General features: G+C 43.9%; 16 protein-coding genes and 4 tRNA genes. 5 read left to right on the top strand and 15 right to left on the bottom strand.

Going from position 1 to position 19,303, the window contains the following annotated elements; genetic code table 11:
• Nucleotides 1-35: 35 nt before the first annotated feature.
• Nucleotides 36-860, bottom strand: a complete 825-nt coding sequence (gene dapF, locus BDD26_RS01480) for a diaminopimelate epimerase (RefSeq protein WP_115825353.1) — start codon at nt 858-860, stop codon at nt 36-38.
• 40 nt (nt 861-900) lie between these two features.
• Nucleotides 901-1,107 carry an LPS translocon maturation chaperone LptM gene (gene lptM, locus BDD26_RS01475; protein ID WP_170140432.1) on the bottom strand — a complete coding sequence of 69 codons (207 nt, stop codon included), beginning with the start codon at nt 1,105-1,107 and terminating at the stop codon, nt 901-903.
• Nucleotides 1,108-1,186: 79 nt separating this feature from the next.
• On the opposite strand from lptM, the gene cyaY reads away from it, so the two are divergent.
• On the top strand, nt 1,187-1,504 hold the full coding sequence (gene cyaY / locus BDD26_RS01470; RefSeq protein ID WP_038267187.1) for an iron donor protein CyaY: 318 nt from the start codon (nt 1,187-1,189) through the stop codon (nt 1,502-1,504).
• 86 nt (nt 1,505-1,590) lie between these two features.
• Here cyaY and BDD26_RS01465 read toward each other — a convergent pair whose 3' ends face one another.
• Complete coding sequence (locus tag BDD26_RS01465; RefSeq protein ID WP_038267184.1) at nt 1,591-4,182, bottom strand: class I adenylate cyclase; 2,592 nt, start codon at nt 4,180-4,182, stop codon at nt 1,591-1,593.
• A 670-nt stretch (nt 4,183-4,852) separates the two neighbouring features.
• Here BDD26_RS01465 and hemC point away from each other — a divergent pair.
• From hemC to hemY, 4 genes are read left to right on the top strand one after another with little or no spacing between them, the layout of a single operon-like run.
• Nucleotides 4,853-5,794 carry a hydroxymethylbilane synthase gene (gene hemC / locus BDD26_RS01460; protein ID WP_115825351.1) on the top strand — a complete coding sequence of 314 codons (942 nt, stop codon included), beginning with the start codon at nt 4,853-4,855 and terminating at the stop codon, nt 5,792-5,794.
• On the top strand, nt 5,791-6,567 hold the full coding sequence (gene hemD / locus BDD26_RS01455; protein WP_115825350.1) for a uroporphyrinogen-III synthase: 777 nt from the start codon (nt 5,791-5,793) through the stop codon (nt 6,565-6,567). The genes hemC and hemD overlap by 4 nt, the downstream gene beginning before the upstream one ends.
• 20 nt (nt 6,568-6,587) lie before the next feature.
• Nucleotides 6,588-7,775, top strand: coding sequence for a uroporphyrinogen-III C-methyltransferase (gene hemX, locus BDD26_RS01450; RefSeq protein ID WP_115825349.1), 1,188 nt, complete (start codon nt 6,588-6,590; stop codon nt 7,773-7,775).
• A gap of 2 nt (nt 7,776-7,777) precedes the next feature.
• Nucleotides 7,778-8,983: a protoheme IX biogenesis protein HemY gene (gene hemY, locus BDD26_RS01445; RefSeq protein WP_115825348.1), complete on the top strand. Its 1,206-nt coding sequence runs from the start codon at nt 7,778-7,780 to the stop codon at nt 8,981-8,983.
• 816 nt (nt 8,984-9,799) lie between these two features.
• Here the strand turns inward: hemY and BDD26_RS01440 are convergent.
• The 12 genes from BDD26_RS01440 to rfbA form a co-directional block, all read right to left on the bottom strand.
• Nucleotides 9,800-9,876, bottom strand: a tRNA-Pro gene (locus tag BDD26_RS01440).
• A 32-nt stretch (nt 9,877-9,908) separates the two neighbouring features.
• Nucleotides 9,909-9,995, bottom strand: a tRNA-Leu gene (locus BDD26_RS01435).
• A gap of 15 nt (nt 9,996-10,010) precedes the next feature.
• Nucleotides 10,011-10,086, bottom strand: a tRNA-His gene (locus tag BDD26_RS01430).
• Nucleotides 10,087-10,165: 79 nt separating this feature from the next.
• Nucleotides 10,166-10,242 (bottom strand) — tRNA-Arg (locus BDD26_RS01425).
• Between the two features lie 148 nt (nt 10,243-10,390).
• Nucleotides 10,391-11,776 (bottom strand): bifunctional threonine/serine APC transporter ThrP, encoded by a 1,386-nt coding sequence (gene thrP / locus BDD26_RS01420; RefSeq protein ID WP_038268495.1) that lies wholly within the window; start codon nt 11,774-11,776, stop codon nt 10,391-10,393.
• A 251-nt stretch (nt 11,777-12,027) separates the two neighbouring features.
• A complete protein-coding gene (gene wecG / locus BDD26_RS01415; protein WP_038268498.1) occupies nt 12,028-12,765 on the bottom strand; it encodes a lipopolysaccharide N-acetylmannosaminouronosyltransferase in 738 nt (245 codons plus the stop codon).
• Nucleotides 12,752-14,167, bottom strand: coding sequence for an ECA oligosaccharide polymerase (gene wzyE, locus BDD26_RS01410; protein ID WP_115825347.1), 1,416 nt, complete (start codon nt 14,165-14,167; stop codon nt 12,752-12,754). The genes wecG and wzyE overlap by 14 nt, the downstream gene beginning before the upstream one ends.
• Nucleotides 14,164-15,249, bottom strand: coding sequence for a TDP-N-acetylfucosamine:lipid II N-acetylfucosaminyltransferase (locus BDD26_RS01405; protein ID WP_115825346.1), 1,086 nt, complete (start codon nt 15,247-15,249; stop codon nt 14,164-14,166). The genes wzyE and BDD26_RS01405 overlap by 4 nt, the downstream gene beginning before the upstream one ends.
• The gene (gene wzxE, locus BDD26_RS01400; RefSeq protein ID WP_115825345.1) at nt 15,246-16,526 is read right to left on the bottom strand and encodes a lipid III flippase WzxE; all 1,281 of its coding nucleotides are present in this window, start codon (nt 16,524-16,526) and stop codon (nt 15,246-15,248) included. The genes BDD26_RS01405 and wzxE overlap by 4 nt, the downstream gene beginning before the upstream one ends.
• Nucleotides 16,526-17,674, bottom strand: coding sequence for a dTDP-4-amino-4,6-dideoxygalactose transaminase (gene rffA, locus BDD26_RS01395; protein WP_038268506.1), 1,149 nt, complete (start codon nt 17,672-17,674; stop codon nt 16,526-16,528). The genes wzxE and rffA overlap by 1 nt, the downstream gene beginning before the upstream one ends.
• Nucleotides 17,661-18,437 carry a dTDP-4-amino-4,6-dideoxy-D-galactose acyltransferase gene (gene rffC / locus BDD26_RS01390; protein ID WP_115825344.1) on the bottom strand — a complete coding sequence of 259 codons (777 nt, stop codon included), beginning with the start codon at nt 18,435-18,437 and terminating at the stop codon, nt 17,661-17,663. Before rffC ends, rffA begins: the two co-directional genes overlap by 14 nt.
• Nucleotides 18,421-19,296 carry a glucose-1-phosphate thymidylyltransferase RfbA gene (gene rfbA / locus BDD26_RS01385; protein ID WP_038268510.1) on the bottom strand — a complete coding sequence of 292 codons (876 nt, stop codon included), beginning with the start codon at nt 19,294-19,296 and terminating at the stop codon, nt 18,421-18,423. Before rfbA ends, rffC begins: the two co-directional genes overlap by 17 nt.
• Nucleotides 19,297-19,303 lie beyond the last annotated feature (7 nt).

Below are 19,303 nucleotides of genomic sequence, written 5' to 3'. Positions count from 1 at the left end.
ATATTTCAAAAATAACTCCAGCCACACTGAATCAATTACACATGAATTGTGCCGTCATAAACGTGAGTTGCAGGCCCGGTCATATAAAGTGGCTGCCCTGGCCCATCCCAGCGAATATTCAGGGAACCGCCTGGCAAATCAACACGAACCTGCTTATCTGACAGATCTTGCTGGATGCCAACAGCAACAGCAGCACAAGCACCACTACCACATGCCTGCGTTTCTCCAACACCTCGCTCAAAGACACGCAATCGGATATGGTTACGATTCACGACCTGCATAAAACCAATATTCGCTCTCTCAGGAAAACGTTCATGACGCTCTAAAATGGGGCCAAGCACCTCAACATCTGCGGTATCCACATTCTCAACCTGAATAACACAGTGAGGATTCCCCATTGATACAACACCACAGAGCACCGTACGATCCATGACCCTGATAATATAGGTTTTTTCTGCTTTGTTAGCGCGGAAAGGAACGGACTGCGGTTCAAAGACTGGCTCGCCCATATTGACACAGACCTGATCATCGTGCGTCACGCTCAGCGTCATATGACCAGACCGCGTACTAACTTTAATGTCACGTTTATTCGTCAACCCTCTTAAACGGACAAAACGAGCAAAACAACGAGCCCCATTACCACATTGAGAAACTTCACTGCCATCCGCATTAAAAATACGATAGTGGAAGTCTAGGTCAGGATCATAGGGCGCTTCAACAACCAGCAGTTGATCAAACCCCACACCAGTATGTCTATTCGATAACCGGCAGATTAATTCCGGTGAAAAATAAACATTCTGGGTCACTGCATCAACGACCATAAAATCATTGCCAAGACCTTGCATTTTGGAGAATTGCATATACTACTCCAAGTGAAATTCCATCATCTGCTTACGCTTATTAAGCATTCGCTGAGGTATTGTTTTTAATAATATCGTTTTTAGAGATGTGATTTTGAGAAATATTGCCCGTCGGTTGCGCCTTATTCAATGAAGTTTGGGGTACAACGGATTCTGCTGGCGGGAAATAAAGAGGGCCTTTCAAGCCACATCCCGCAATAGAGAGTAATGTTATGATAGCAAGTGACCAACGGAATTGTTTGTTCATCATAATTAATGCCTGTGATTCATACGCCAATACTCTCTATAATCGCAGTTAGGCCCTGAAAAGCAAATAGGAAATGAATATGAACGATAGCGAATTTCATCAATTAGCAGATCAATTGATGCTTCATCTTGAAGAACAACTGGATAATTATGCGGGTGATGCAGATATTGACTGTGAAACCAATGGTGGTGTAATGACACTAAGCTTTGAGAATGGCAGTAAGATCATTATCAATCGCCAGGAACCTTTTCACCAAATCTGGCTGGCAACTAAAAATGGCGGTTATCACTTCGATTACCGGGATAACAAGTGGGTTTGCGACCGTAGCGGTAATGATTTTCTTTCCATGCTGGCACAAGCAATCACAGAACAGAGTGGCGAGCCATTTCAGTTTTAGTGAAGTTTTTATCCCCTTACTGAAATAATCGACATCTTGTGCCGTATCCAAAATACGGCACTTTTACTTACTACAACGATGACCCCTCAATAGTGGTACAAAGAATGAAACGGATCATTATTTGCCCTGAATACTTCATCCAGCTCCAAATCAATAATACTTCTTGTCTCATTATCCAACGGTGACTTACCATCCATAAATGGCGCTACATGGGTACGTTCGCCTTTCTTAACGATTTGATAGAACTGTGGCAAATTAAAATTGATAAAACTGGAGCCATAGGTAAAACGGTCATGCGATGAAGAATAAAAACGGCTGACATCACGCACCAATTCTTCTTTACTTCCTTCACAATGGAAATAAATTTCTACCCGGTTTGATTCATCCAGAATATAAATATTGAACCCTTGATCACCGTCAATATCTTCAAAGAAAAACTGAACGATCCCTTCACAGGCAAATCCATCAATGACAGAGGGCAGATGTTTTTCTTTAGCATCAATTTTAACTGGCAGACCATGTAGCTTAGTATTTGAAATTGCACCATAGAATTCCACCGCATTTTCCAGTTTTTGCACTGAAACGTTGAGCCGTTCAAAAAACAGCCCCCAGGTTTGACCAGAAATGCGCAGTGCCTTGAAGCGGTTAGGATCCTGCCGGTTACTGGAGAGACGCAACCCGATACACTCTGAAACCAACTGCTGGATGCGGGTACGAATCAATCCACACAAATGCTCGCTATAACAAAAAACTTCAACACTGGCTGGCGGTGCTGCATCCCTGTGCATTTTTCCCAGTATCGTTTTCAACGCTTCCAGCATGGATTGCTCGCCACTGAAATGCAGTGTTCTCACTTCATTCCATGAATTACGGTAAAGCAGATCGATACTATCCACCAGACATTGCTGTAACTCACCGAAGCTGAACACGTCTAATTTTCTGAAATCAAAATGTACAATCTGATCGGAAAAATTTATGGTTGGATCAGTTTCCAGATTCACAATAATTGCCAGGTGGCGGATTTCACAAGGGCTGTATAATGCCTTTGGTGTCGGGGCTGGCAAGCGGATGGGGAAATGAGTAGAAATATCACTCACCAAATTGCGCAGCTTCTTCTTGTCAGTCTGAGACTCACCATGATGAATATGAATACGGGTTTTTTCCGCCAGCAATCCGTTGAAATATGTCCATGCCACCAATTTGTTCAAATAACGATTATATTCCAGCGGTTGATGGCCAATGATGGATTCTATTGCAGGCGCTCGATTATAAAGATACCAGCCACTACGATTTGCCCGCCCTGGTGGGACATAAATAAATGTCAAATCTTGTTCTGACAAATCCAACGAAATTTGCGGGTTTACCAACGTGATTTTACCGGGCAGAGCCTCAAACGCAGCATACAATTTACGGGTCAATACGCCAATGTCTTGTGGACTAGCACTCACACTTAAATTGTTACGCCGGGCAAAACGGATAAGATTGCGATAACTCTGCATCATGGTATCCAGCAGTTCATTGTGAGCTGCGCGTACCTGCTCGATTTTCCATGAATTACGGTTATCCAACATTGCCAGTTTATCGCTATTCCAGCCCCATTCCTGCGCTAACTGAGAGATAATCTGCTGTCGCCATCCTGAATACCCTTTATCGTCACCGCCTTCCTGAATTTTTTCACAAACCTTCAGGTAAAAACAGCGGCGCGCCAAATCCAAACGCGTCATGTCATTAGTATCAGTAAGGTATCGGGTAACACGATCAAGCATCATGCTGTAAGCATCAAGGCCAAAAGAAACAATCGAGCCATCATGGAAATGCTGTTTCATCTCCATCGCCAGCAACTTGCCATTCGGGTATTCCCACGAATAGGCTTCCAGCAACAGGCTTTTCAATACCGACTTATAAGGAGAATCTACACTTTTATAAAGCTGCCACAGGCTGGCACCAAAATATTCTTCTGCTGACAACTCACCTAAGCCGCCCAGATCCAACCACTCATTCGGGGTTAAAACACCCTGTGCATATAAAGAAAGCACGTATTCATCGTAATTTCCTTCCTCTTCCACAGGAACCATCGCCCACAACAGGCGTTTACCTGCCATGCAGACCGCAGTGCGATAAAATTCATCCAGCAGAAGGATATGCTGAGTTGAGCCACAATCTTCACCATTCAGGCTGCCGCAGGTATTATGGCGAAAGCGATTCTCATCAATCAAAAAGAAGGTTACTTCAATACCCAGTGAAGCAGCCCACTGTTCTATTAAAATACATTTCTGTTCCAGTAACGCTTTTTCACCACTATCCAGCCAGGATTGATGACAAACCCAAATATCTAAATCAGAAAAACAACTCTGCCCGATAGAAGAAGTACTGCCCATTGAGTAAATACCCGTAATTGGCAGTTCACCATTAAAGGAGGGTGAGAAAACACCAGTAAACTGGTATTCCAGATCATTAATCCAAAATTGTTGGGTTTCATCAGGCACAAAAAAACAGACACCATGAGGAACGTCATCTTTGATATAACCCGGCATCATTGGATGATGGTAGTGTAATAATACTGGAATTAAATTATAAACCTGCTTAAATGCGGCGCTCATTGAGTTAGTCGCACGCTCTAACCTAAGCTGATTAATTGCATCCAGTCGCTGCTTCAGCGTTTCAATATAAAGATACAAGAGTTTCGCCTGCTTCAGTTTCAGTGCTTACAATCGCCAGTTTCCGCTAATGCTCAGCCACCGTTAACGTCTGATACTCGTTAACAGGTCGTGTTACAAGACTATTTTTTAGAATTTTTTTACAAACTTATTATTGGAAACGTGATCAATTTAACACCTTGCAGTCAAGGCGTAAAGTCCGCAATATCATCTTTTCACCTTCCATACAACACCTAAAATACAATTAACCCATTGTAAAGTATTAAGTTAATCACAAATTTGATACTAAAATATGTTTTTTTGAAACAGGTATTATAACTGACCATTTTCTGTATCATTGCTGTAAGGTATTGTAAATGCCGAATTTTGCATAACTGTTTCATTAATATTACTTTTAATTGATAAATATCTTTCTCTTTTTTCGAAAAAGATAAATTTCAAATAGCAATTTGATTTTAATTCAATCTTTTTGTTTATTTACTCCATTTAATTAAAACATTATTTTAATGTTTAAAATTATTTTTATCTTTTCGGGCTGTATATTTATATACTATTCTGGCTTTTTCTTAACTGGAAAAAAAATTATTGAAGTGTTAAAACTGAGCCATTTTTACTGTTCTATTTTTTCACTCTTTGGAGATAAAAATCTCCAATTGCCGTTAATTAATACAATTATCCAAGATAATTACCCATGACAATGAAAACCATTCGCATTGCAACTCGCCAAAGCCCTTTAGCTATGTGGCAAGCTCGATACGTTCAAAAGCAACTAGAACATTTCCATCCTGAATTAAAAGTTGTATTAGTTCCAATGATCACTCGCGGAGATGTCATCCTTGATACGCCACTCGCAAAGGTTGGCGGTAAAGGGTTATTTGTGAAAGAGCTGGAATTAGCAATGCTTGAAAACCGGGCAGATATTGCTGTTCACTCCATGAAAGATGTCCCTATCGAATTTCCTGAGGGTTTGGGATTGGTCACAATCTGTGAAAGGGATGATCCACGAGATGCTTTTGTTTCAGTAGAATACGCCTCGCTTGATGAACTGCCCGCAGGCAGTATTATTGGAACATCCAGCTTACGCCGCCAGTGCCAGCTTCGCCAGTTGCGTCCTGATCTTGTGATCCGCGACTTACGTGGCAATGTCGGCACCCGTTTGAGCAAACTCGATAATGGTGATTATGACGCCATTATCCTTGCAGCTGCGGGCCTTAAGAGACTAGGGTTGGAAGAGCGTATCCGAATGTCATTGGCACCGGAATTACTGCTTCCTGCTGTGGGGCAAGGTGCTGTTGGTATTGAATGTCGCCTGAATGATACACAGACTCGTGAGCTGCTTGCTCCTTTAAATCATCAAAGAACAGAAATTTGTGTCCTCGCTGAACGTGCCATGAATACCCGCCTTGAAGGAGGGTGCCAGGTTCCCATTGGCAGTTATGCCATCTGGCAGGACAGTAATATCTGGTTGCGTGCCCTTGTTGGTGCACCTGATGGCAGTGCCATTATTCGTGGCGAAAGAATTATTCGTAGTGAAGAAGCCCGCCAGGCGGGTGTGTCATTGGCAGAAGAGTTATTAGAGAAAGGTGCACGCCAGATCCTGGCTGACGTATATCAAAGGAACCCACCTGCATGAGCATCTTAGTCACCCGTCCTGCCCACGCAGGAGAAGCATTGGTCAATCAGTTAAGGGCCATCGGTAAAACAGCATTCAGTGCGCCACTTATTGCAATTTACCCTGGTGCTGAATTGCCCTTGCTGGCACAAAAACTGCAACAGCTATCGGCGGGTGATTTCGTTTTTCTGCTATCCAAAAATGCCGTGCATTATGCCAACGAACAACTTGTACAAGAAGGCCTCTCATGGCCTGACAAACTATCCTATTATGGTATCGGCAAATCGACGTCCTTGCTCTTTCATCAACAAACGGGAAAAGACATTCTCTGGTCAGAGCAAGGAGAAACAAGTGAAGATCTCCTGCAACTCCCTACTTTACAAAAAATGGAGAATAAAAAGATTTTATTACTTCGCGGCAATGGTGGTCGGGAGGTGATTGCTTCAACCTTAAGGATGCGCGGAGGAGCAATCGATTATTGTGAATGTTATTCACGTCAGCCAGTCAAGTATCGTACAACTGAGTTCAATCATCATTGGCAACAATGTGGTATAAGAACCATCGTTGTTACAAGTGGCGAAATGTTGCAACTGTTATATAACTTAGTTACTGAAGGTGATAACAGTGAAGATGGTAGCACTGAGAGTAGCGGTAATGGCAAAGCGTGGTTATTAGGTTGCCGACTGATTGTGGTCAGCGAACGCCTCGCCAATATTGCCCGAACACTGGGCTGGCAAGAAATAAAAGTCGCTAAGAGTGCAGATAATGACGCCTTAATGCAGGCGCTGGAATAAACCAATATGGGATGTCCATTATGACGGAACAAAAGAAATCCACTGATGCGGTTGAGACAACACTCCCTCAGAAGCCTGAAAAGGCTCCTCGTAAATCCAGAAGTTACGGATGGGTGGGCAGTACACTCTCAATTGCTATCACGCTGGCAATCGGTGCGGGTGGAATTTGTCTTTTTTATCATGGTAAACAACAGAATGCAGCATTAGCAGCCGAAAACCTCACGCTGCAACAGCAAGTTGCTGCTCTTGTGCAACAACAGTCTGCGGATAAACAAGATGCGGATGACAAAATTGAAGCAATAAAAAATGCCCTGGAGCAGGCCAATACGCAAAGACAACAATTAGACAACCGCATGGCAGAACTTCAGGATCGAATATCCGCAATGACAAATTCTGACATCGAAAACTGGCGGTTGGCACAGGCAAATTTTCTCGTAAAAATGGCAAGCCGCAAGATCTGGAGTGATCAGGACATTGCTACCGCTATCGCTCTGCTGAAAGACGCAGACAGCAGCCTTACAGAAATGAATGATCCTAGCTTACTGTATGCTCGCTCAACGATTATGCAAGATATCGACATGCTATCCAAAATCAATCAGGTAGATATAGATGGCATCATTCTAACCTTGAATCAGCTATCAAATCAGGTAGATAACTTACCGCTGGTTGATAGTGTGGAACAAGGGAAGCCGATGGATGGTGACGATAAAGGGATCAGTGCTTCACTCTCTGACTGGCGCGAAAATCTGAGCAAAAGCTGGCACAGCTTTATGGATAATTTCATTACCATCAAACCTCGTGATGGCTCTAAAGAACCTCTGTTGGCACCAAAACAAGAAATCTATCTACGGGAAAATATCCGCTCCAAACTGTTGATAGCAGCCCAGGCAGCTCCTCGCCGACAAATTGATACTTATAAGGAATCACTAAAATCTGTTTCAACCTGGGTAAGGGCTTATTTTGATACATCGATGCCAGATACGGCAACTTTTCTGAATGAGGTAGATAAACTGGAAAAACGGCCACTTTCCATTGACATACCAGAACAGTTAAGTAGCCAGACCGTACTAGCAGATTTAATGCGCAAACGTATTTATAACTTGCCACACCAGCCGCTTTATCAGTCCCAAGTTCAACCAGAAATTCAGCCTCAGCCGCAATCTGAAGAAGGCTCTAATCAGACTGAAACACCCGCTAAGGAGGGCTGAACATGCTAAAAATATTATTGCTGTTCATCATCCTTATCATAGGTGTTGTGCTTGGCCCTTTGTTATCCGGGCATCAGGGATATGTTCTTATCCAGACAGACAATTACGATATCACTACCAGCGTTACCGGTTTGGTGATTATGTTCCTCTTGCTGCAATTCCTGCTGATTTTCATCGGTTGGTGTTACCGCAGATTAAAACGTACCGGTACTTTTACCCATAGCTGGATCTTTGGTGGATATAAGCGCAACCGGGCTCGGTTACAGACCAAGCAGGCATTGCTCAAGCTTGCTGAAGGGGATTTTAAGCAGGTTGAACACTTAATGACCCGCAATGTTGATCATGCGGAAAACCCTGTCGTTAACTATCTGCTTGCTGCTGAAGCTGCCCAACAACGTGGTGATTATTTTCGCACCAATCAATATATTGAGCGTGCCGCAGAAGTAGCCGATAAAGATCAACTACCTGTCGATATTACCCGTGTGCGCATCCAATTAGCACAGGGAGAAGTTCATGCAGCCCGTAACGGTGTGGATAAGTTACTCAATCAAGCGCCACGACATACAGAAGTATTGCGGCTGGCTGAGCAGGCATATACACGTTCAGGTGCCTACCAATCCCTGATTGATATTTTACCTTCAATAACAAAAATTGATCTGCATGATGAAGAACATGTGGCTCAATTGCGTCAGCAAGCTTATATCGGCTTGATGAATCAAATCATGGCAGAAAAAGGCAGTGCTGGACTGAAAGAATGGTGGAAAGATCAAAGCCGCAAAGTTCGTAATGACATTGCATTACAGGTTGCCATGGCTGAACATCTGATTGAATGTAACGATCATGAAACTGCACAGCAAATTATTCTCAATGGGCTAAAACAGCAATACGATGAACGACTGTTACTGTTACTCCCTCACTTAAAGGCGGATAATGCTGAGGCTGTGCAAAAATCGCTTTCACATTTGTTGAAACAACACGGTGCAACACCTTTACTTAACAGTACATTGGGGCAAGTGGCATTGCGCCATGGCGAATGGGCAAAAGCAGAAAGCGCCTTTAAAGCAGCTCTCGCACAACGTCCTGATGCTCACGATTACGCCTGGCTTGCCGATGCACTGGACAGACTGCACAAACGCGAAGAAGCCGCTCAAATACGCACTAAAGGCTTTATGCTGACACTGAAACGTGAGAGTGGCACAGAAGCATAAATATTTTCCTTTAAATTAAAATTAGCCATGGTTAACAATAATTCTTAATCCGAATTGTTAATCATGGTAAAAATTTCGATACATACAAAGACAAAAGAGATATTAAGGAAGTAAATGAAGGGACTGAGTAAGAAAACGCTAAACAAGAGATAAAAAAAACACCTGTCAAATAAGACAGGTGTATAAATACAATCAGGTCTACAGACGGTATAGTGCCTCACTCAACGTCGTGTCCGGTTTGTGATGAAAAGACCATACGCTTACTCATCTATAACGTGGACCATAGGCACTGGCAATTAGCTCTACATCATCCTGAGGTTTATGAAGCTATGCTGTCATAAGGAGTAGGATGAGTATCTACAAATTTAATAATGCACTTTTCATGCCAATTTTCTTATATCACTAACTTCCTAACCTAATATCAAGTTACAGCAACAATCATAAGAGAATGTCTCCCAGACTATATGGCCGAAGTATGGCTGATATGCCACCTTTTCATAAAGCACGCTAAATACCGTCTCTTATTTGAGACACCCATTCCACATGTTAGACATAGATAAGTTTAATCAATTAGTTAAATGTCTCTTATTGGAGACACATGAGGGTATGGATTGTCGTTGAAATACAACACTGAAAATTAAATAACCTTAAAAACAAAAAGTTAATATAATTTTAACCATATAGAAACAATTAATTTCAAAATAATTAATTACAAGAAAGGAAAGAAATGGCAAGAAATGGCAAGAAAAAGAGAAGATTTTCTGTTGGGTACAACGAGAAAAGCCCTGTTTTCGGCAGGGCTGTTTCTTCATAATCTGGTCGGCGAGAGAGGATTCGAACCTCCGACCCACTGGTCCCAAACCAGTTGCGCTACCAAGCTGCGCTACTCGCCGAATATATTTTTAATACATCTATCTCTTTTTTATGGTGCGAAGGGGGGGACTTGAACCCCCACGTCCGTAAGGACACTAACACCTGAAGCTAGCGCGTCTACCAATTCCGCCACCCTCGCATATCATAAAAAAGATGGGGTGGCTAACGAGACTCGAACTCGCGACGACTGGAATCACAATCCAGGGCTCTACCAACTGAGCTATAGCCACCATAACAACTATCTTTTCTTACTAACGACAATGCCGCTGACCACGATAACTCAGCGTCACTGCTCTTGCACGCTTTAAATGGCGCGCCCGACAGGATTCGAACCTGAGACCTCTGCCTCCGGAGGGCAGCGCTCTATCCAGCTGAGCTACGGGCGCTTAACGCCGTTGCGGTGGAGGATAGTACGGATTTAATCTCCAACTGTCCAGTGCTTTTTTTAAAGAAATGATGCGTTTGATTATGCTTTATTCACTTAGTTGATAAAGCCAGCGTTTTTCCACCGCAAATTGTTTCATTGATGAAAAATCAAACTACATTTTCTATCTGTTTTCTTCCCCGGATAAACTTTGCCCCCCAATAAATGAGTGACACGATCAGCAAAAAGACCCCACCAACGATCAATGAAAAACGGGTATCCGGATTAATCGCCATGCCAATCAATACACAAGACAGGAAAACCAATGTCAGGTAATTAACGTAAGGGAAAAGTATCGACTTAAACCGATGCTGTTTCAGCGCTTCCTGGTGGTGTTGGCGGAAACGCAACTGGCTCACCAGAATAACAAACCACGGCACCATTCCCGGCAGTACACTGGCACTATAAACATAAACAAAAACAGCCTGTGGTTCCGGGATCAAATAATTCAAACTGGAGCCTGCAATCAGGCAACCAATAGTGATCACGATACATTTTACAGGTACACCGTTTTTCGAAAGCTTAAGCAATGAAGCCGGCAATTGACGGTTTGCAGCCAAGGCATACAGCATTCTGCCCCCACTGTACATTCCGCTGTTGCATCCCGAAAGCGCCGCAGTCAATACAACAAAGTTGATTACTGCTGCCGCAGAAGTAATACCAACTTTAGCAAAAGTCATCACAAACGGGCTGCCATGCGTTCCCACTTCTGTCCACGGGAACAAGGTTACAACAATGAAAATCGCTCCGACATAAAAGATCAAAATCCGCCACAGAATATTGTTGATCGCTTTTTTCAGCGTAATTTGTGGGTTCTTGGCTTCACCTGCGGTAATACCAACCAACTCTACCCCTTGATATGAAGCAACCACAATACAAAGGGCAAACAGGAAACCTTGCCAGCCACCAGAGAAGAAACCACCGTGAGAAGTCAGGTTATCTAAACCAATAGCTTGCCAATTATTACCTAACCCAAAGAATATCAGCCCGATACCGACCAGGATCATCACAATAATCGTGGTGACTTTGATCATAGCAAACCAGAATTCCAACTCCCCATACAATCGCACGGCAGCCAGGTTAGCCAACGCTACCAGACCAACAGCAATCAGTGCAGAAACCCATTGGGGCAAATCAGGGAACCAGAGTTCAGCATAAACCCCCACCGCGGTAATTTCTGAAATTCCTACTGAAACCCACATAAACCAGTAGCCCCAGGCTGTCAAGCATCCCCAGTAAGGGCTAAGATATTTATGTCCAAAAGCAGCGAATGAGCCGGTGACAGGTTCAAGGAACAACATTTCTCCCATTGACCGCATAATAAAAAAGACAAAAAGACCAGCAATAATATAAGCCAGTAATACCGATGGGCCAGCCCATTTCAGTGTGCTGGCGGACCCCATGAACAGCCCAACACCGATTGTGCCGCCTAGTGCAATCAACTCAATATGGCGCGCCTCAAGTCCCCTTTGCAGACTCTGTTTTGAATCACTCATAAAACTCCCTATCCATTTTTATGATGTCTATATTTGCAAATAGAAAAAATACAGGAATTGATAATCAATGGTTGTGAAGATCAGTCGTAAAAAGGCAGGGATCAAAACACGTTTTGCCCATCAGTGAAATAGAAAATTGTAAATTAGAGTCAATGGAGATGGTCAAATTACGCAGCCAGGATAAGACAATCCACTGTATCAGGCAGCAATATTAAGCCGGACACAGTGGGTTATAGCGATCAAATCGTAACTTACAGTTTACCGCTGTAATAATACCCCAAAAATTTCAATAACTTGATTTGCCTGCGGATACGACTGGGCTGTGATAGCAAACGATAGAGCCATTCCAAACCTAAATTCTGCCAGATTTTCGGCGCACGTTTAACATGTCCGGTGAACACATCATACGTTCCTCCAACCCCCATATACAGTGAACCAGGATACACTTTTCGACAATCACGCATGAAAATCTCCTGTCTTGGTGATCCCATCGCTACCGTGACTATCTGCGCACCACTGGCATGGATTCGTGCAAATACCGCATCTCGTTCTTCAGCAGTAAAATAACCATCCTGACTGCCAACAATGTTAACGCCCCACTGCTTGCGAAGTTTATTTGCTGTCTGGATAAGAATTTCAGATTTTCCACCCACCAGAAATACTGGTGTACCTTCGCGCCCGGCGCGTTCCATCAAAGATTCCCATAAATCAGCTCCTGCAATACGGGACACCTGTGCATCAGGATACTTACGCCGGATAGCACGTACGATACTGATACCATCCGCATAAAGATATTCCGCTTCATCCAGCAACACGCTTAGCGCATTGTCTTTCTCCGCAGTGAGCACTTTTTCCGCATTGATTGCCACCAATATTCCTGTTTTTACCTGCCCATCCTGAAAAAGGTGATCAAGAAAATGTGGCATTCCACGAAATCCCCACAGGCTGAGCCCGCGGATACGATATTTAGGAATGTTATTCATCGCCATTTTTTCTCCTTACATCCACCATAACAGGCATTTTTTGTGATACAGACAAATTATTGCTGACAAACTTTCGGACAACGCCTGCACTGTCGAACAACCAATACAGCAATTTCGCAGCTATCAGGCTCAGACCAAAGACGATACCAAAAAACACAACACGGGAGACAAAAGAATCCACACCTTCACGGGCAAGAACTATCATGTTGAAGATAGCCCCAAAGCAGAATGCCTGTAAAATGGCTGCTTTATAACGGCTTGTTTCCTGTTTTCCTGCTTCATAGATCCAGTCAAACCACTTGATAATCATACCAACGGCAACTGCACCAAGCGGTATAAAGAACACCCCGCCCATGACAACCAATGAACCGATCAAAGTCGGAGAAATCGCCAGACCAGAGTGATTATCCAGTACGTCCCACGTAAAGTAGTTGGCTGTGTTCCAGACCAGATTAGGTCTGTCCGGCCAAACCCAGCCTGGAATAAAGACATAGAAGTCACGGATTATCGGAGCCAAGCCCTGAAAATCAATTTTACGGTAGTTATCCAATAACAGAGCAAGATTCTCCCACGGAGAAAAGGTATCTCTGGTCAGATACAGGAAGGTATAAAAGGCTTCCTCACCGCTCACATCAAGGCCATAACGCTTCAATGCCAGCCAGAACATACCAATGATCCCCATGACTCCTGCCACAAGCAACATCCATAGGGTGATCCAGCCCCGAACAATTCCAATAAACAGGAATAATGCAAACGCAATAATAATATTGGCCCGCGTTCCTCCGACGATGACATAAGTCAGAATACCAAACCCAACCGTTCCCACTAAAAAGCATAGCCAGCGGATCTTAGTCGGCTTCAGAAAAAACACCACCAGCATGGCGGGGATGAAGAAATAGAAAAAGCGCTTAAGTGCCACCCCGGAAACTTGACTGGAAAATATCTGGCTATAGGACTGTAGCTTGAACAGCAGAAAACCGTTTTGCAGAAAGAAAGCGCCAACAGTGAAGAGCGCAATACCTGCCAACAGCAGCCAGGTCAGATTGGTTTCTACCCGATTCATGGTAAACAAAGGCTTACGAGATACAACATTACCGGATGCTGTATCATTGTCAGGAATTCGATACCTGAGCCGTATTTTATAACTGACATAATAAATGGCATAAAAACAGCCCGACGCCAGCATCGCATGTAGCAATGAATCTACCGGCACTACCTGTACATCAAACTGAAAGATCAATATGCTCGTCAGTGGAAAACCAAAATAAAATGTCAGTAAATAAAGTAATGAGAAAAAGATATTGAAGTTAAACCGAACACGCCGAAACTCCCGATACATCAATGTAAGAATGAAGATCAGCGAGATGGTGTAAACAACAAATAACCCACCGAATTGCGCCAAGGTCATTGAAACTCTCCAGATGCTTCCAACAGGGCAATTTTCCACCCTTCTACAAAATTAGGATCAAAAAAGGCTATCGCCTTTTTATCAAGAGACAGCATCTGACGCTGTGCTTCCTGCACCCAGTGCTTATTCAGCTCGTCACCATCAAACAGAACGGGGATTTGCTGCTCGGTTAAGTCTTGCCAGAATGGATTCTGACGACTCAAAACAAATGGAATACCTGACTGGATCAACTGGCAAAGAGTTCCTATCCCCTGCTGGCGCTTAAAAATGAAATAGCCCAAATCGCATTGATGCAGCAATGACAAGTAATCGTCAAAAGCCAGTTTTGCTTTCAATATCCGGATATTCTCAGCCCGGAACAACGACAATGCAGTTTGTTCTACATGTTGGATATAGGCTTGATTATTATCAGGGTAACCCATTGGCAAAATGAGACGGGCTTCTGTGCCAAATTGACGATGAATTTTGTGCAATGCTTCAATATGACGGTTGGATTTATCTCCTGAATTTCCCAACAGAATAGTGATCCCTTCAGATGAAAAGGATTTTTCCTTCACCACCAGTGAAGGTGCCATACGCGTTGGGAAATACAGCAGTGAAGCCGGTATATTAGGGTTGAACGCTGCGAAATGATTGAGATCACCATGGGTAGCAAACACCTTTCCTGCCCGTTTCTGCGCTAAACGACGTAACAGATAGAAAAGACGAAATTTAAGCTGACGGGAATCCTCGTACAGATCGGCTCCCCATACATGCCACCAGAATTGATGACTTTTGATTTTTCCAATCAATAAAGCCATCCACAATCCTGTATTGAATTGTCCATGAAAAAAGAAACGTCTGGCTCTGTCTTCTTGTGCCTGCGCTATTACAGCCTTCGACAGTGCCGTTTTACTCTCATAAACAGAGATGGTTAAAGCAGGATAATTCGCTGTTATCCATGAGTGCTCTTTCGCCACCACCATAAAACACGGTTTGGCTGGAGAATTTATTTCCTGTGCCAAGACGTCATTAAAAAAACGCAGTAGCGTTTGATTGTGATGTGGGATATCCGATCCCAAAACGTGGATTAAGGTTGTCATGCTCGTCCGCGATAAATAATAAATACGCTACAACAAAGAATAAAATAAACAATATAAGTAGCCATATATGACTGAGCTGCTCCCAGCGCCCCATTAACAGGGATCAGCCAATGAGAAAAACTGGTCAACAACAGAAATTGACTGACTTCAGTCAATACATAAAAACGCAGTGCTGCTTTCGCTATCACCAGATAACCAAAAACATAAGCACCAACTTTCAGAACATCACCTGCCAACTGCCATGCAAAGAGATCCCGCATTGCGGTAAATTTATCAGAAAACAGTAACCAAATAATAAAATCACGCAATAACCAGACTGAAAAGCTGGCAACAGCCACGGCCGGTAAGACAAATTTCAACGCCTTCACTATCTCACTGGCAATCTCGTTTTTATTTTCCAATCGGGAAAGGGTCGGCAGTAGATAAACCGTGAAAGAAGCCGTGATAAATTGTAAATAAGCATCTGAAATACTACTCACTCCCTGCCAGATACCAACCTCTTCCCAACTATAACGTTCTGCCATCAGGTTTCGCATCATGATGTAGGCAACTGGCAGAGTGATGGAAGTCAATAACGCCATCAGAGTGAACTTCCCCAAATGGCTGGCAATGGCACGATCCCAGATGGGTTTCAATGCCGAAAACGCAATAACTTTACGACGCAAAAGGATAACCACTGCCGGCAATACGACCAAAGCAGGTACTAAAGCCAATCCTATCAGAGCGCCTTCATAACCCCCTAACCAATAGCAAAGGCTATAGGCAATTACACCGACCAGACTACCCAGTATTATTGCCAGTGCGTTTCCCTGAGCATCGCGAAATCCCTTCAAAATAGCCAGAAAATAGTTGGCATAAGCGATTCCCATTTGAATAAATGCGAGCGCCTGCACAACCATTTTGTAATGGTTGTGACCAAACAAACTGATACTGATGGTGTCGCTGAATAAGAGAAAAATTACCGCCAGCAGGGTAGAAAACCCTAAAATAATTGAGGATGATGTTCCCAATACTGCTCTGAGCTTTTCCGGTTGCTGATGGTGTTCTACAACATGGTGTTCTACAACATAGTGTTCCGCAACATATTTGGTAACCCCATTAAAGATCCCCGCACCAGACAGTACACCCAGAACAGTAATGAGTTGACGAAAATTGCCCGCCTGCCCCACTCCTGTCGGACCAAAGGAGACGGCCAGAAGTTTTACGACCAGCAACCCGACGCCAATCTTGATTAGTGTAGAGCCAGCCGTCCAGACTGAGGCTTTGGCAAGTGACATCAGGCAAAAAATTCCTTAATGCGGCTGATGACCATCTGCTGCTCTTCATCAGTAATATTGTAAAACATCGGCAAACGCACCAGACGTTCACTTTCGCTGGTGGTAAAACGGTCTTCACCGTGAAAACGACCACATTTCTCACCGGCAGGGCTGGTGTGCAACGCTACGTAATGGAACACTGTCAGAATATCAGCCGCTTTCATATGACTATTAAACTCGCTACGCTCTTCCACATCTTTCAGTTTGATATAGAACATATGCGCATTGTGCTCTACATTTTCTGGCACAATCGGCAGAGTTAAAAGCCCCTTCTCAGCCAATGGCTTCAAGGCCTGATAGTAGTTATCCCATAAAGTCAGGCGGCGCTGATTAATTTCCTCAGCAACTTCCAACTGTGCCCACAGGAAAGCAGCCTGTAAGTCGGACAGCAGATAGCTGGAGCCAATGTCACGCCATGTGTATTTGTCCACTTGTCCACGGAAGAACTGCGTACGGTTAGTCCCTTTTTCACGAATAATTTCTGCGCGGGAGAACATGGAATTATCGTTGATCAGTATTGCCCCGCCTTCACCTCCGGAAGAGTAATTTTTAGTTTCATGAAAGCTGAAACAACCAATATGACCAATGGTTCCCAACGCGCGGCCTTTGTAAGTGGACATTACACCCTGTGCCGCATCTTCCACGACATACAGATTGTATTTTTCCGCCAGCGCTATGATGGTATCCATTTCACACGCTACCCCTGCATAATGCACTGGCACGATAGCACGGGTTTTATCCGTGATAGCTGCTTCAATCTTGGTTTCGTCAATATTCATCGTATCCGGACGGATATCCACGAAAACAATTGTCGCTCCACGCAGCACAAACGCATTGGAAGTCGAAACGAACGTGTAACTGGGCATGATAACTTCATCACCCGGCTGGATATTCAGCAGTATTGCTGCCATTTCCAATGCAGCGGTACAAGAAGGTGTCAGCAGCACTTTTGAACTATGAAGAGCGTTTGAACAATTAAAACGCTTTTCTATCCACTCTTCACAACGTTTGGTAAAACTGCCATCACCACACAATTTTCCACTGGCCATCGCCTGTTGCATATATTCCAGTTCAGTGCCAACTACCGGTGGTTTGTTAAATGGAATCATTTCGTCCTCTGTATAACCAATATGCGGTGCTTTCGATTATCGCACCACTACGTGTATAAAGGCGCAAAGCCGTGATATTACTGATTTGTGTTGCAATTCTCAGCCGTTGTATCCTATGGTTCTGACACCACTGCTGCGCCGCCGACATCAATTTCTTTCCAATTCCCTGGTGATATTTTCCCGGTAATGCCGCCAGTAAACCTATTCGTGCTTCATGGCAACCGATGTTTCTCATAGTGACAAAGCCGGCAAGACCGCCATATTCATCATTGACGAGCAAACATTCGTGATCAAAGGTTCCCAGAACCGCGTTTTCAACCCAAGTCGCGTAAAAACGGCCACTGTCATCCGGTTGATACCAGGGGGCACGAAAGCGGCTGGCTGCAAACACACGGGTCGCTGCCGCTTTCAATAACGGAATATCCGATGGCGTTGCGGTTATCAATGCCTGGTATTTATCACATCCTTCTGAACCGGCAGGTAACGAACTGACAGATGATGAATTAACAGACAGCAGTAAATCCGCTTCGCCTTCCACCAGAGAAAAACCCAGAGCAGATAACTGATCAGCCAAATGGAGTTGTTGCGCAGGAATTTTCGCCTGCACCAAAGCATATTCATCCAACTGAGCTGCTGTTATCCGCCCCTTAGCAGACGAAAACTCCGATACAAAATTCAGACGGGCAGTAGATAAGCCAAAAAACTGGCTATCCCATGCCAAAGGCTCAATATCAGCGTAAACAGGTTCAACGTGAATAGACATGGAGTAAATCCAGCAAATATTGACCGTAACCTGTTTTTGCCAGCTCTGTCGCAGAGGCTCTTACCTGTTCCTCATCCATCCATCCATTGCGCCATGCTATCTCTTCCAGACAAGCAATTTTGAAACCTTGCCGTTTTTCGACAGTCTGAACAAACATACTGGCCTCAATCAGGCTGTCGTGCGTGCCAGTATCCAACCAGGCAAACCCGCGTCCCAGTAGTTCAACATTCAGTTCTCCGCACTCCAGATACATCTGATTAATGCTGGTAATTTCCAGTTCACCACGGGCGGAAGGTTTCACCTGTTTAGCAAAATCCACAACTTTATTGTCATAAAAATAGAGTCCGGTTACTGCCCAATTTGATTTTGGCTGCGCTGGCTTTTCTTCAATGGAAAGTACACGGTACTGCTCATCAAATTCCACAACCCCAAACCGTTCAGGATCCATAACCTGATAGCCGAATACTGTTGCTCCGTGCCCGCGAGCCACAACACCTTGCAGTTTCGGACTGAATGCCTGACCAAAGTAGATATTGTCACCAAGTACCAGACAGCAGGTATCATCGCCAATAAATTCCTCACCGATCAGAAATGCCTGTGCCAAACCATCCGGCGAAGGTTGTACTGCATAGCTCAGATGAATACCAAAACGATCACCATTACCCAATAACCGTTTGAAAGCAGGCAGATCTTCCGCAGTAGAAATAATCAGTATGTCGCGTATTCCTGCCAGCATTAAGACTGACAACGGATAGTAGATCATTGGCTTATCATAAATAGGCAATAACTGCTTTGATACGCCACGTGTTATTGGATAGAGACGAGTACCAGAGCCACCTGCCAGTATAATTCCTTTCATGCTATCC

This window comes from Xenorhabdus cabanillasii (genome assembly GCF_003386665.1).
Taxonomy (GTDB): Bacteria; Pseudomonadota; Gammaproteobacteria; order Enterobacterales; family Enterobacteriaceae; genus Xenorhabdus; species Xenorhabdus cabanillasii.
Note: the sequence above shows the minus strand (reverse complement) of the source record. Positions and strands in the feature narration are given on the sequence as shown.

Excerpts from the sequence above, each read along its gene's own strand:
- dapF (WP_115825353.1), bottom strand. The coding sequence starts at position 860 with ATGCAATTCTCCAAAATGCAAGGTCTTGGCAATGATTTTATGGTCGTT.
- lptM (WP_170140432.1), bottom strand. The coding sequence starts at position 1,107 with ATGAACAAACAATTCCGTTGGTCACTTGCTATCATAACATTACTCTCT.
- cyaY (WP_038267187.1), top strand. The coding sequence starts at position 1,187 with ATGAACGATAGCGAATTTCATCAATTAGCAGATCAATTGATGCTTCAT.
- hemC (WP_115825351.1), top strand. The coding sequence starts at position 4,853 with ATGACAATGAAAACCATTCGCATTGCAACTCGCCAAAGCCCTTTAGCT.
- hemD (WP_115825350.1), top strand. The coding sequence starts at position 5,791 with ATGAGCATCTTAGTCACCCGTCCTGCCCACGCAGGAGAAGCATTGGTC.
- hemX (WP_115825349.1), top strand. The coding sequence starts at position 6,588 with ATGACGGAACAAAAGAAATCCACTGATGCGGTTGAGACAACACTCCCT.
- hemY (WP_115825348.1), top strand. The coding sequence starts at position 7,778 with ATGCTAAAAATATTATTGCTGTTCATCATCCTTATCATAGGTGTTGTG.
- thrP (WP_038268495.1), bottom strand. The coding sequence starts at position 11,776 with ATGAGTGATTCAAAACAGAGTCTGCAAAGGGGACTTGAGGCGCGCCAT.
- wecG (WP_038268498.1), bottom strand. The coding sequence starts at position 12,765 with ATGGCGATGAATAACATTCCTAAATATCGTATCCGCGGGCTCAGCCTG.
- wzyE (WP_115825347.1), bottom strand. The coding sequence starts at position 14,167 with ATGACCTTGGCGCAATTCGGTGGGTTATTTGTTGTTTACACCATCTCG.
- BDD26_RS01405 (WP_115825346.1), bottom strand. The coding sequence starts at position 15,249 with ATGACAACCTTAATCCACGTTTTGGGATCGGATATCCCACATCACAAT.
- wzxE (WP_115825345.1), bottom strand. The coding sequence starts at position 16,526 with ATGTCACTTGCCAAAGCCTCAGTCTGGACGGCTGGCTCTACACTAATC.
- rffA (WP_038268506.1), bottom strand. The coding sequence starts at position 17,674 with ATGATTCCATTTAACAAACCACCGGTAGTTGGCACTGAACTGGAATAT.
- rffC (WP_115825344.1), bottom strand. The coding sequence starts at position 18,437 with ATGTCTATTCACGTTGAACCTGTTTACGCTGATATTGAGCCTTTGGCA.
- rfbA (WP_038268510.1), bottom strand. The coding sequence starts at position 19,296 with ATGAAAGGAATTATACTGGCAGGTGGCTCTGGTACTCGTCTCTATCCA.